This is a genomic window from Streptomyces sp. NPDC057137, assembly GCF_042670825.1.
In the GTDB taxonomy this organism is placed as follows: Bacteria; Actinomycetota; Actinomycetes; order Streptomycetales; family Streptomycetaceae; genus Streptomyces.
Window position 1 is genome coordinate 132,770 of the sequence record NZ_JBHUUW010000008.1, and the last position, 12,210, is coordinate 144,979.

The 12,210-nt window shown below is 72.6% G+C and carries 11 protein-coding genes; 5 read left to right on the forward strand and 6 right to left on the reverse strand.

Features of this window, described 5'->3' with window-relative positions; translation table 11 throughout:
* Positions 1 to 8 precede the first annotated feature (8 nt).
* The 3 genes from ACFT9I_RS09845 to ACFT9I_RS09855 are packed head-to-tail and all read right to left on the reverse strand — an operon-like array spanning position 9 to position 2,328.
* Positions 9 to 419 carry a PPOX class F420-dependent oxidoreductase gene (locus ACFT9I_RS09845; protein ID WP_382562519.1) on the reverse strand — a complete coding sequence of 137 codons (411 nt, stop codon included), beginning with the start codon at positions 417 to 419 and terminating at the stop codon, positions 9 to 11.
* Positions 416 to 1,633 carry a sensor histidine kinase gene (locus ACFT9I_RS09850; protein ID WP_382562521.1) on the reverse strand — a complete coding sequence of 406 codons (1,218 nt, stop codon included), beginning with the start codon at positions 1,631 to 1,633 and terminating at the stop codon, positions 416 to 418. Before ACFT9I_RS09850 ends, ACFT9I_RS09845 begins: the two co-directional genes overlap by 4 nt.
* Positions 1,630 to 2,328 carry a response regulator transcription factor gene (locus ACFT9I_RS09855; RefSeq protein ID WP_382562522.1) on the reverse strand — a complete coding sequence of 233 codons (699 nt, stop codon included), beginning with the start codon at positions 2,326 to 2,328 and terminating at the stop codon, positions 1,630 to 1,632. The genes ACFT9I_RS09850 and ACFT9I_RS09855 overlap by 4 nt, the downstream gene beginning before the upstream one ends.
* Positions 2,329 to 2,502: 174 nt before the next feature.
* Between ACFT9I_RS09855 and ACFT9I_RS09860 the strand changes: the two genes are divergently transcribed.
* From ACFT9I_RS09860 to ACFT9I_RS09875, 4 genes are read left to right on the forward strand one after another with little or no spacing between them, the layout of a single operon-like run.
* Positions 2,503 to 3,006: a hypothetical protein gene (locus ACFT9I_RS09860; RefSeq protein ID WP_382562525.1), complete on the forward strand. Its 504-nt coding sequence runs from the start codon at positions 2,503 to 2,505 to the stop codon at positions 3,004 to 3,006.
* On the forward strand, positions 3,003 to 4,061 hold the full coding sequence (locus ACFT9I_RS09865; RefSeq protein WP_382562527.1) for an efflux RND transporter periplasmic adaptor subunit: 1,059 nt from the start codon (positions 3,003 to 3,005) through the stop codon (positions 4,059 to 4,061). The genes ACFT9I_RS09860 and ACFT9I_RS09865 overlap by 4 nt, the downstream gene beginning before the upstream one ends.
* On the forward strand, positions 4,058 to 4,798 hold the full coding sequence (locus ACFT9I_RS09870) for an ABC transporter ATP-binding protein (protein WP_382562529.1): 741 nt from the start codon (positions 4,058 to 4,060) through the stop codon (positions 4,796 to 4,798). The genes ACFT9I_RS09865 and ACFT9I_RS09870 overlap by 4 nt, the downstream gene beginning before the upstream one ends.
* Positions 4,795 to 6,012 carry an ABC transporter permease gene (locus ACFT9I_RS09875; protein ID WP_382562531.1) on the forward strand — a complete coding sequence of 406 codons (1,218 nt, stop codon included), beginning with the start codon at positions 4,795 to 4,797 and terminating at the stop codon, positions 6,010 to 6,012. Before ACFT9I_RS09870 ends, ACFT9I_RS09875 begins: the two co-directional genes overlap by 4 nt.
* 974 nt (positions 6,013 to 6,986) lie before the next feature.
* Here the strand turns inward: ACFT9I_RS09875 and ACFT9I_RS09880 are convergent.
* From ACFT9I_RS09880 to ACFT9I_RS09890, 3 genes are all read right to left on the reverse strand, one after another.
* Positions 6,987 to 8,696, reverse strand: coding sequence for a transporter (locus ACFT9I_RS09880; protein ID WP_382562533.1), 1,710 nt, complete (start codon positions 8,694 to 8,696; stop codon positions 6,987 to 6,989).
* Positions 8,693 to 9,592 carry an ABC transporter ATP-binding protein gene (locus ACFT9I_RS09885; protein WP_382562535.1) on the reverse strand — a complete coding sequence of 300 codons (900 nt, stop codon included), beginning with the start codon at positions 9,590 to 9,592 and terminating at the stop codon, positions 8,693 to 8,695. Before ACFT9I_RS09885 ends, ACFT9I_RS09880 begins: the two co-directional genes overlap by 4 nt.
* A gap of 73 nt (positions 9,593 to 9,665) precedes the next feature.
* A complete protein-coding gene (locus ACFT9I_RS09890; protein ID WP_382562537.1) occupies positions 9,666 to 10,352 on the reverse strand; it encodes a bifunctional DNA primase/polymerase in 687 nt (228 codons plus the stop codon).
* A 321-nt stretch (positions 10,353 to 10,673) separates the two neighbouring features.
* Here ACFT9I_RS09890 and ACFT9I_RS09895 point away from each other — a divergent pair, with 321 nt between their 5' ends.
* Positions 10,674 to 12,056 carry a transcriptional regulator gene (locus ACFT9I_RS09895; protein WP_382562539.1) on the forward strand — a complete coding sequence of 461 codons (1,383 nt, stop codon included), beginning with the start codon at positions 10,674 to 10,676 and terminating at the stop codon, positions 12,054 to 12,056.
* Positions 12,057 to 12,210: the final 154 nt, after the last annotated feature.

A 12,210-nucleotide genomic window follows, 5' to 3' on the forward strand; every position in this document is an offset into this window, starting at 1 on the left:
CCTCCGGATCAGGCGGCCGAGTTGCCCGTCAGCCGTTCCGGGGTGATGCGGATCGTGACGCGCACGACCTCGGGCGGCAGCCGCAGATACTCGTCCCCGGCGCCGGGGCCCACGTACTTCTCCGCGAGCGCGACGGCCGTCCGCCTGCCGATGTCCTCGGAGACGGTGGCCGTGCCGCGTACCTCCACGTACCGCTGCGGGTCGGCCAGGTCGAACACGCTGAGACTGACGCGCGGTTCGGCGGCGGCGTTCGTCACCTTGCGCCGGCCCGCCTCCGAGGAGACGACCAGGTCGTCCCCGTCGGTCCCGACCCACACCACCGAGGACTGCGGGCTGCCGTCCGGGTTGATCGTGCACAGGACGGCGAAGTTGCGGCCGTCGAGGACCTTCCGGGCGGGGTCGCTGAGGGGGATAGTCATGCCGGCGAGTTTAGGGACCGGGGCCGGGGCCGGGTCCAGGGGCACCTCGGCAGCATGACCCGGGCCGTCAGACCGCCCCCGGGGTTCGCCTTCGCGCCGGCCTCGCCGCCGTGCGCCCGTGCGATCGATGCCACGATGGACAGCCCCAGACCCGCGCCCTCGCCCGGCGCGTGCTGCCGGGCCTGGGCGCGGCGGAACGGCTCGAACAGCAGCGGTACGGTCTCCGGCGCCACCACCGGCCCCGTATTGACGACCTTCAGGACGACCCCCGGCCCGTCCGGTCCCACATCGACCCGGACCGTGCCGCCGGGGTGGTTGTGGCGCAGGGCGTTGGAGACCAGGTTGTGGACGAGGTGGTCGAGCAGGACGGCGTCGCCCTCGACCGTCACCGGCCGCGCCGTCAACTCCACCGTGATCGACCGGGCCTTCGCGTCGGCCGCCAGCGCGTCGATCACCGCCGCGCCGGTCTCGTCCAGCGCCACCCGCTCCCTGCGGCGCAGCCCCTCGTCGGAGACCGCGAGCAGCAGCAGCCCCTCGATCAACTGCTCGCTGCCGACGGCCGTGTCGATGAGCTTGGCGCGGATCCGGGCCACCTTTTCCGGTGTCGGGTCGTCGGCGAGCCCGATCTCGGCCGCCGCGCGCTGCACGGCGAGCGGCGTGCGCAGCTCGTGGGCGGCGTTGGCGGCGAACCGCTGTCTGGAGGCGACCAGTTCCTCGATCCGGTCCAGCATCCCGTCGAACGTGTCGGCCAGCTCCTTGAGTTCGCCGGGCGGCGCGTCCAGCGCGAGGCGTTCGTGCAGATTGCTGCCGGAGAGCCGCCGGGCGCGGGCCGTGATCACACCGACCGGCCGCAGCACCCGGCCGGCCATCCACCAGGCGAGGGCGACGGACAGCGCCGAGTACGCGGCGAGGGAGATCCCGGAGACCGTGAGCAGCTGATTGAGAGCGGCGTCCCCGGCCGCGGTGGTGACCTTCTGCGCCACCGTGTACTGCTGGGTTTCGGCGAGGGTGCCCGCCGTCAGTCCGTCCGCCCGGTAGGCGGGGACGGGGTCGATGTTCAGTTCCGAGGCGGGGACGGTCGGGACCACCGCCGACATCAGATTGGCGTACAGGGTCTCGCTGACCAGCAGATAGACCAGCCCCATCAGCAGGACGCCCGCCAGCACCAGCAGTCCGCCGTACAGCCTGGTCAGCCGGGCCCGCTCGCTCTTCACCGGGCCTCGCCCTCCGGACCGCCGGTTTCGCGAACGCCGTCGCTGATGCGGTAGCCCGCCCCGGGGACGGTCTCGATCACCGCCGGAGTGCCCAGCTTGGCGCGTAGCTTGGAGAGCGTGACCCGGACCGCGTTGGTGCGGTAGCTGGTGTCCTCCTCCCACACCTCCTCGATGAGGTCGTCACCGCTGACGACCGCGCCCTCGGCGCGCAGCAGGGTCTCCAGCACGGCGAACTCCTTGCGGGACAGGGACAGATAGCGGCCGTCGCGGCAGACCTGGCGGCGCGCGGTGTCCAGCGTCAGCCCGGCCCGCTCCAGCACCGGCGGCAGTGCGGGTCTGGCCCGCCGGCCGAGCGCCAGGACCCGGGCGAGGAGTTCGTCGTACGCGAACGGCTTGGTCAGATAGTCGTCGGCGCCGAGTCCGAGACCGGCCACCCGGTCCCGTACGGTGCCGGACGCCGTGAGCATCAGTACGCGGGTGAGCAGCCGGGAGCGGACCACCTGCCGGCACACCTCGTCGCCGTGCAGGCCCGGCAGGTCGCGGTCGAGCACCATCACGTCGTACGCGCCGAACCGGAGCCGGTCCAGGGCGGCGTGGCCGTCGAGTGCCACGTCGACGGCGATCGCGTCGCGCCGCAGCCCCTCGGCGACCATCTCGGCCAGGAATTCCTCGTCCTCCACCACCAGCACTCGCATGGGATCTCTATATCCGAGAGCGATGTTTCGCCGGTGTAAGCGTTCGGCTTGAGAGAAACGAAACCGGGGCTCCGCGCACGCTCGGACCGTTCGTAATCCGGTCTGTATCCGGTCTGTATTCGGTCCGTATCCGGTCTTTTTCCGGGCTGTCGGCCCGTGGACGAGGAGTCCGTCATGACTTTCATGAACCAGTTCATCGCGAGCCGGAGCGCTGCCGCCGCAGCCGCTCTCTTCGCCTCGCTCGCCCTGGGGCTCGCCGCCTGCTCCGGCGACTCGGGCGGCGGTGCCAAGGACGCTGGTTCCGGCACGGACGAGGTGAAGACGCAGGCCGACCAGGAGCTGGAGCATCGCAAGTGCCTGCGGGAGCACGGTGTGGACATCCCCGAGCCGAAGCCGGGCGAGGTCGGCACCACCATCGAACTCGGCGGCAAGGGCGGGGAGGTGGAGAAGGCGTTCAAGGCGTGCAAGGACAAGGCCGTCGGCGGCGGTGAAGAGGAAATGACCCAGGCCGAGAAGGACAAGATGGTCGCCTACGCCCGGTGTATGCGGGAGAACGGCATGGACATGCCCGACCCGAAGTTCGACACGGCGGGGATGGCGGGGATGCCCGCGCTGGAAACCAAGGACATGAAGAAGTTCGAGAAGGCGAACAAGGCCTGCGAAAGCGCCGGCCGATGAAGCGCGGCCGGGTCCTGGCCGCCGGAGCGGCGGTGCTCGCCGTCGCCGCCGGCTCACTCGCCCTCACCCAACTCGGCGGCTCCGACCGGGCGGACGCCCGCCAGAACACCGGACTCCCGCCCGACACCGCCGCCGTGGTCCGCGGCGACCTGCGCGACAGCGCCCGGGCCGACGGGAAGCTCGGCTTCGACAGACAGCGCAAGGTCAACGCGGGCGCGGCCGGGACCATGACCTGGACGCCGGGAACCGGCTCGACCGTCGGGCGCGACGAGCGGCTGTACGAGATCGACGGGCAGGCGGTGCGGCTGATGTACGGCTCGGGGCCGATGTACCGGACGGTGAAGGCGGGTGACCGGGGCCGGGACGTCGAGCAGTTGGAACGTAACCTCGCCGTCCTCGGCTACACCGGCTTCACCCCCGACGACGAGTACACCGAACTCACCGCCGCCGCCGTCAAGCGCTGGCAGAAGACCCACGACCGCGAACAGACAGGCACGTTGGGGCCGGGGGACATCGTGTTCGCACCGGGCGAGGTACGGATCAACAGCATCGGGACGCCCGTCGGCGACCTGGCCCAGCCCGGCGCGCCGGTCCTCACGACCACCGGTTCCGAGCGCGTCGTGACGTTCGCCCTGCCCGTGGCGGAGAGCGGGCTTGCCAAGGCGGGGACGAAGGTCACGGTCGACCTGCCGGACGGTACGAGTGCGCCCGGCACCGTCTCGTCGGTCGGCAGGACGGCGAAGCCCGGCGACGACCCGCAGGACACCGAGCCCAAGGTCACGCTGACCGTCTCCTTCGACAAACCGGACCAGGTCGGCGGCTTCGACCAGTCCCCGGTCACCGTCGATCTGACCGGCGAGACACGTAAGAACGTCCTCACCGTCCCGGTGAACGCGCTGCTCGCCCTGCCCGGCGGTGGCTTCGGTCTCCAGGTCGTGGAGAAGGGGACCGCGCGCGATGTGAAGGTGGAGCTGGGCATGTTCGCCGAAGGCCGGGTCGAGGTCTCGGGCGGCGGGCTCCGCGAGGGCATGAAGGTCGGGGTGCCGTCGCTGTGAGTACGGTCGTCGGCCTCACCGGGGTCACCAAGGAGTATCCGGGCGGGGTGACCGCCCTGCGCGGGGTGGACCTCACGGTCGAGGAGGGCGAACTCCTCGGCATCGTCGGCCCGTCCGGCTCCGGCAAGTCCACCCTGCTGCACATCATCGGCACGCTGGACCGGCCGACCGCCGGTTCGGTGCACATCGCGGGGCACGACGTGGCGGCGCTCACCGACCGCCGGCTCTCCGCCCTGCGCGCGCAGCACGTCGGCTTCGTCTTCCAGGCGTTCCACCTGGTGCCGGGCGTCAGCGCCCGGGACAACGTCGCGGAGGGCCTGCTCTACTCCGGCCTGCCGCGCTCCGTACGCCGCCGCCGGGCCGCCGCCGCGCTGGAGCGGGTCGGGCTCGCCGACCGCCTCGACCACCGGCCGCACGAACTCTCCGGCGGACAGAAGCAACGGGTCGCCATCGCGCGGGCGGTGGTCGGCGAGCCGGCCCTGCTGCTGGCCGACGAACCCACCGGGGCGCTGGACTCGGCGTCCGGCGCGGCGGTCATGGAACTGCTGCGCGATCTCAACCTGGAGGGGGCCACCATCGCGGTCATCACGCACGACACGGAGATCGCGGGGCGGCTGCCGCGGGAGGTGCGTATGCGGGACGGCGAGGTGGTGGCGGACGTCCGCAACGGCGTGGGTGCGGGTTCGGGTGCCGGTGCCGGTGCCGGTTCGGGTTCGGGTTCGGGGGCGGGACTGTGACGGCGCCGGCGCCCACCCCTGCTCGGCGACTGACGGCGGCCAGGCTCGGTCCTCGGGACGTACTGCACGTCGGCTCCGCAGGGCTGCGCAGCCGCCCGATGCGGGTCGTGCTGTCCGCGCTGGGCATCGCGATCGGCATCGCCACCATGGTCGCGGTGGTCGGCATCTCCGCCTCCAGCCAGGCCCAACTACTGCGCGAACTGGACAAGTTGGGCACCAATCTGCTGGTGGCCTCGCCCGGTGAGTCGATGTTCGCGGGCGAGGACGTGAAGCTGCCCGAGGAGTCGGTCGGGATGGTCGGCCGGATCGACGGCGTACAGGACGTCGGCGCGACCGGCGACCTGGACGCCTCCGTACGCCGCAACGAGAAGATCGACGAGGGCGACACCGCCGGAATCGCGGTCAAGGCCACCACCGAGGACCTGCTGAAGGTACTGCGCGGCGAGGTCGCCGGCGGCAGCTGGCTCAACAACGCGACCGGCCGCTACCCGTCGGTCGTCCTCGGCAACGTCTCCGCCCGGCGCCTCGGCATCACGGAGCCCGGCCGGCAGGTATGGATCGGTGACCGGTACTTCACGGTCGTCGGCATCCTCGCCCCACTGCGTCTGGCCCCGGAGATCGAGCGGTCCGCGCTGATCGGCTGGGAGGGCGCCAAGCGGCTGCTGGACTTCGACGGCCACCCGACGTCGGTGTACGAGCGCTCGACGGACGCGTCCGTCTCGGCCGTACGCAAGGTCATGGCCGCGACCGTCGACCCCCAGAACCCGCAGAACGTCAAGGTCACCGACCCGTCGTCGGCGCTCCGGGCGAAGGCGGCGACCGAGGGGGCGTTCAGCAGCCTGCTGCTCGGGCTCGGCGGCATCGCGCTGCTCGTCGGCGGGGTCGGGGTCGCCAACACCATGATCATCTCAGTGCTGGAACGGCGCTACGAGATCGGCCTCCGCCGCTCACTCGGCGCCACCCGGGGCCAGATCCGGATCCAGTTCGTCACGGAGTCGCTGATGCTGTCCGGCCTGGGCGGGCTGGCCGGCGTGGCACTGGGCGCGGCGGCGACGGGCGTCTACGCCCGGTCCGGCGGGCTGCCGTGGGTGGTACCGCCGTGGGCGATGGCGGGCGGCTTCGCCGCGACGCTGGCGATCGGCACGATCGCGGGCCTCTACCCGGCGGTCCGCGCCGCCCGCCTCTCTCCGACGCTGGCGCTGCACGCGGCGTGAGGGGGCGGGGGCGGGCCTGGGGGGGGGCTGGGGGGGCTTGCCGATCCTGCCGGGCTCGCGGTCCCTGGCACCGCGCCTCTCTCCGGTGCCCCCGAGGGGGCACGGGAGGTGCCCCGTGTGTTGTCGGTGGAGTCGGGGAGGCATGGCTCCGCCATGCCTCCCTCATCCGCCTTGCGATCGCACGCACCGACGTGACACCAGCCGCTGCCGCGGCGGGCGCTCCCCGATCCGGCCTGATCGACAAGACACCCCTCAGGCCGCGTCCGGAAAGCCCCGCCGAACGGCACCTGTCCACCCGTAGCCCTTCGGGCGGGGGGAGGTGCCCCCGTTGCCGGAGTCACCGGAGTGGGCGCGGTACGGGCCGACCCTCCGCGTCGCGATGCCGGGGCCCCGCCCCTCGCGCGGACGGCGCGACTTCGCGGGCACGACCCGAGTCGTGCCCGCGAAGTCCCGCCCGGCGCGTGGGACGCCGGCTGCCGATGACGCTGTCCCTACCGTTCGCGATCGGCGGCAACTCCCCGCGCAGGACCGCCCGGCGGCCCCGCGAGCCGGCGCCGGTACATGGACTTCCGGAGGAGGGGGACGCGGGAAGGGCGATGTGAGAATGGCGCTCATGAGGACGTGCAGGAAGTGCGGGGGGCAGCGGCGCCGGTGGCCACGGAGGTGTCAGCGGTGCCGTAGCGGGGCCGACGACCGGGCCGAGACCGCGACCGACGCCGGCGAACTGGCGGCGGAACTGGGCGTGTTCGGGTGGATCGCGCGGGGGTTCACGGCAGTGACCCGCCTCGTGCTGCGCATGCTCAACTGACCGCCCGGCGGCGCGGCCTCGGCTCTCGCTCAACTGACCGCCCGGCGGCGCGGCCTCGGCTCTCGCTCAACTGACCGCCCGGCGGCGCGGCCTCGGCTCTCGCTCAACTGACCGCCCGGCGGCGCGGCCTCGGCCCTCGCTCAACTGACCGCCCGGCGGCCCGGCCTCAGCCCTTGCTCACCGCCGTCAGGATCTCCGGCAGCCTCGACGCCGTCTGCGGCGCCGCCACCCGGACGCCCGCCCACGCGATCAGCGCGCCGTACGCCGTGCCCACCGGCAGCAGGAGCCACGTCCAGCCGTCGCCGCCCGACACGTGCAGCCCGATCGTCAGGCCGATCACCGGCGCGCACAGCAGGGCGCCGCCGAGCATGCCGCCGAGGATGGAGATCCAGGCGAGCCCGGCCTGGCCTGGAGCGACGTTCTTGTACGCGCTGTCCTGCGGGATCGAGTACGGGAAGCGGGCCGAGGCCACCGCGCCCGTCGCCATCATCGCGCCGAGCAGCGCGAACGACAGCCCGAGCGCTTCCGGCAGCGCCCGCCAGTCGCCCAGCAGCGCGGCCGTCAGGATCGTCACCAGCGCCGAGTACGGCAGCGTGATCACCAGCAGGGCGAAGGCCCGCGCCCGCAGCTCCAGATACGCGTCACGCGTGGACGAGATCGTCAGGGCCACCATCCAGAACGCGGAGGTGTCCTGCCCGAACTGGTTGTACATCTGGATGCCGAGCATCCCCGCCGCGAAGCACGCGAGATAGATCGAGCCGCTGCCCTGAAGGGCGTTCACCAGCGGCACGATCAGCCCGATCGCCAGCGAGGTGATCCACGCCGCCTTGGTTTTCGGGTCGCGCCACACGTACCGCAGGCTGCGCTGCATCACCGTGCCCGTACGCCCCTCGGGCAGCAGCCGGCCCAGCCCGGACGTCGACTCCTTGCGGGCCGGTTCGGCGGCGGCGATCGTCGAGCCGTCCGGGGCGGTCATCAGCTTCACGAGCGACTGCTGCCACCAGTACAGCAGCCCGGCCAACGCGGCCAGCGACAGCAGCAGTTGCCCGGCGGCCGACCCGTACGCGCCGTCGCTCACCGAGTCCACCGCGCCGATCGCCGACGCGGGCGGCAGCCACCGTACGACGTCCGCCACCGGGTCGAGCGCCGAGAGCCCGCCCGCCTCGTTGAGCCGCTGGATACCGAAGTTGATGAACTGGATGCCGACGGCGATCACCAGACCGCTCAGCACGGCCAGGTCCCGGCCCTTGCGCGAGGTCAGCAGCCGGATGTTCGCGGCGGCGACGGCGCGCGACAGCGCCACGCACACCAGCAGGGCCAGCGGTACGACGACCACCGACACCACGACGGCCGCCGCCCCGTGCGCGACGGCGATCGCGGAGCCCAGCACCAGACAGAGCGTGAACAGCGGCCCGATACCGACCACGGACGCGGCGAGCAGCGCGCCGATCAGCGCCTGGGGCCGCAGCGGCAGCATCACGAGCCGGCTCGGGTCGAGTGTCTCGTCGCCGCTGGGGAAGAACAGCGGCAGCATGGCCCAGCCGAGCGCCACGAGCGCGGTCAGTACGACGACGAGGGTGCCCGCGCCGTCGTTCCCGCGCAGCAGGATCAGGCCCAGGAGCTGGCCGGCCGCGATCAGCAGGGCGAGGACGACGGAGACGACGTACGCGACGGTACGGCCCGACGACTGCCGCAGTCCGTTGCGCAGCAGCGACAGCTTCAGCCGTACGAAGACGGGCGCGAGGGCGCGGGTGCCGAGGGTGACGACGGGCGTCGTGCCCGAGCCGACGGGACCGGCGGGACCGGCGGGGCCGGAGAGGCCCGCCCTGCCCGTCGGGGTTTCGGAGAGGCCCGCGCTGCCGACCGCCCCGCTCATCGGGCGCCGCCCAGCCAGTCCAGGGACTCACCGGTGTCGCGGCCCTGCGCGCCGACCAGTTCGAGGAACGCGCTCTGGAGCGACGGCGCGTCGCCCCGTACCTCCGCGAGTGTCCCCTGCGCGCGGATACGGCCCGCGGCCATCACCGCGACCCAGTCGCACAGCGACTCGACCAGCTCCATCACATGGCTGGAGAAGACGACGGTCGCGCCGGACTCGGTGTAGCGCTCCAGAACGCCCCGGATCGTCTGCGCCGACACCGGGTCGACGCCCTCGAACGGCTCGTCCAGGAAGAGGACTTCGGGGTTGTGCAGCAGCGCCGCCGCCAGGCCGATCTTCTTCCGCATACCGGTCGAGTAGTCCACGACGAGCTTGTGCTGCGCGCCCGCCAGGTCCAGTACGTCGAGGAGCTGCGTGGCGCGCTTGTCGACCTCGGCGCCGGGCAGCCCCCGCAGCCGGCCGGTGTATCCGAGGAGTTCGCGTCCGGACAGCCGCTCGAAGAGGCGCAGCCCCTCGGGCAGTACGCCGATCCTGGCCTTGACCGCGACCGGGTCGCCCCAGACGTCGTGCCCGGCGACCCGGACGCGGCCCATGTCCGGCCGCAGCAGGCCGGTCACCATGGAGAGCGTGGTGGTCTTGCCCGCGCCGTTGGGGCCGACGAGACCCACGAACTGGCCCGCGGGGAGGTCGAGATCGATCCCGGCGACGGCGACCTGGTCGCCGAAGCGCTTCCACAGCCCCTCCACGCGTACGGCGGGCGGCGCCGCAGCCGTACGCGTCCCGCCCGCCCCGCCCGCCCCGCCCGTCCCGCCCGCCCCGCCCGCCGTATCGGGGACCGTCTCGTGCTCCGCCCGTTCCTTCTGCTCCGCCGCTCGCTCCGGTACGTGATCCGGCATGCCGCACTGCCCTTCGGTGATCCTTTTCGAGGTGTCGAGAGGACCCACCATAAGACCGCGGTCCGCAGGGTCCTCAGGGTCGCTGTGCCCGCGCCGCCGCCGCGTCACGCCCGCACGCGTACGCCAGTGGGTTGATCAGCTCCTCGACGTCCGGCAGCCAGCGGTTGGCCGGAGTCGGCCGCCGGGCCCACTGCACGGCGCCGAAGCCGCCGACACGCGTGGGCGGGGCCGCCACGTAGTGCGCCTCGCCACGCACCACCAGATCGATCGCCGACGCCGACCAGCCCAACTTCCTTACGAGGCCGTCCACCTTCAGTGAGCCGCCCGGCAGGACGAAGAAGATCATCCGGCGGTCGGGGGTGCAGGTGACGGGGCCGAGCGTCATCTGCATCCGCTCCATGCGCGCGAGCGCCAGGAACCCCGCCGACTCCGGCACGTCCAGGGCGTCGAACGTGCGCCCCGTCGGCAGCAGGATCGACGCGCGGGGCTGCTTCGACCACAGCCTGCGGGCGGCGACCCCGCTGCCCGTCGCCTGCGACGCCCAGTCCGGCCGGGTGGGATGCGCTCCGGGGGCCGGGCAGTCGGCGCGGTCGCACGAGCAGCGCTCCTTGCCGTCCACCGCCTCCAGCCAGGTGCCGGGGAACACGTCCCAGTGCCGCTCCTCCGCGTACCGCACGGCGCTGTCCAGCAGCAGGTCGCCCCGCTGCTTGGGGATCTGCGCGGCGTCCGTGACGCCCGTCACTCCGATGGTCTTGTCCACGAAGAACACAACTCCCGCCCGCACCTCGGGTTACGGGCGTCACGGACCGTTGCGAAGGAGCATCGGTCCTGCACATGGGGCGCACGGATGCATGGGCGGGGGCGCGTACGAAGTTGCGGCGCGTGGATGGGTAACCACAACCGGTGACCGGGGGTTGCCACCAACAGGGAGCGTGAGGCGAGTCACACACCTCGATGCCAAGCGGACGGCGTTTCCCGAAAGTTACCGAAGATTGCTGATTTCGACCATCGCACGCATTTACTGCGTTTCCGCCGGGCAGTGATCACTCCATCGATCACTGCGGCACAGGGGGTTATCCAATTGGCAGCCAGGCCTCTCGTCGCCCGTCAGCCGAACGAACGGCTGCAGACACTCATCCAGGAGGCCGGCTGTTCCAACGCCGGCCTCGCCCGCCGGGTCAACATGGTCGGGACCGAGCGCGGTCTCGACCTCCGTTACGACAAGACATCCGTGGCGCGTTGGCTGCGCGGACAGCAACCGCGCGGCCGGGCCCCGGGGATCATCGCCGAGGCGCTGGGCCGCAAGCTGGGGCGTACGGTCACCATCGACGAGCTGGGGATGGCCAACGGCAAGAATCTGGCCTCGGGCATCGGCCTCCAGTTCTCGCCGACGGTCATCGGCGCGATCGAGCAGGTCTGCGAGTTGTGGCGCAGCGATGTGGGCCGGCGTGACTTCCTGTCCGGATCGGCGGTGGCGTCGTCGGCGCTCGTCGAGCCGAGCAGGGACTGGCTGATCACAGGCGCGGACGCGTCGGTGGCGCGCAACACCGGTGCGCGCGTGGGGGATTCGGACGTCGCGGCGGTCGCCGCCATGACGGCCGCGCTGGTGGATCTGGACCACCGCTTCGGCAGCGGCCATGTCCGGCCGGTCGTCGTGCACTATCTGAACAGCGTGGTGTCGGGCCTGCTCTCGGGGTCGTACAGGGAAGCGGTCGGCCGCAGACTCTTCGCCGCCGTCGCCCGACTCACCGAGCTGGCCGGGTACATGGCGGTGGACACCGGCCAGCCCGGACTCGCCCAGCGGTACTACATCCAGGCGCTGCGGCTCGCGCAGGCCGCGGGGGACCGGGGATACGGCGGCTATGTGCTGGCCGCCTCCATGAGCCATCTCGCGGCCCAGCTCGGGAATCCGCGCGAGATCGCCCAGTTGGCGCGGGCCGCCCAGGAAGGCGCGCGCGGGCACGTCACCCCGAGGGCGCAGGCCATGTTCCTGGCCGCCGAGGCGCGCGGGCACGCGCTGCTGGGCGACGCGAGCGAGTGCCACGCCGTCGCGGGCCGGGCGCTCACCGCGCTGGAGCACGCGGATCCGGAGACCGACGACGACCCGGTGTGGATCGCGCACTTCGACCACGGCTATCTGTCCGACGAGTTGGCGCACTGCTACCGCGACCTGGGGCAGCCCGAGGCGGCCGCGCGCCACGCGTCCGACTCGCTGGCGGCCCACCCGGAGACCCGGGCGAGACGGCGGGCGATCGGCCTGGTCCTGCTGGCCACGTCGCAGCTCCAGCAGCGCGAGGTGGAAGAGGCGTGCCGTACGGGCACGCGGGCGGCGGAGCTGCTCGGCTCGCTGCGCTCCAGCAGGGGGGCGGAGTATCTGGACGATCTCCAGCAGCGGTTGGAGCCGTACGGCACGGAGCCCGCCGTACGGGAGTTCAGCGCCCGGCTGGAGATCCAGGCCGCGTGACACGGCTTTGCTACAACTTCCGCCGGGAGCAGGGCAGTACGGCGGGGGTGGCGTCGGCGGGGGGGGGGGGGGGGGGCCCCCCCCCCCCCTTGTGCGGCGGGGGGGGGTGGGGCGGGGGGGAGGGCGGGGAGGCGGCGGTGGGCCGTGGCGGGTG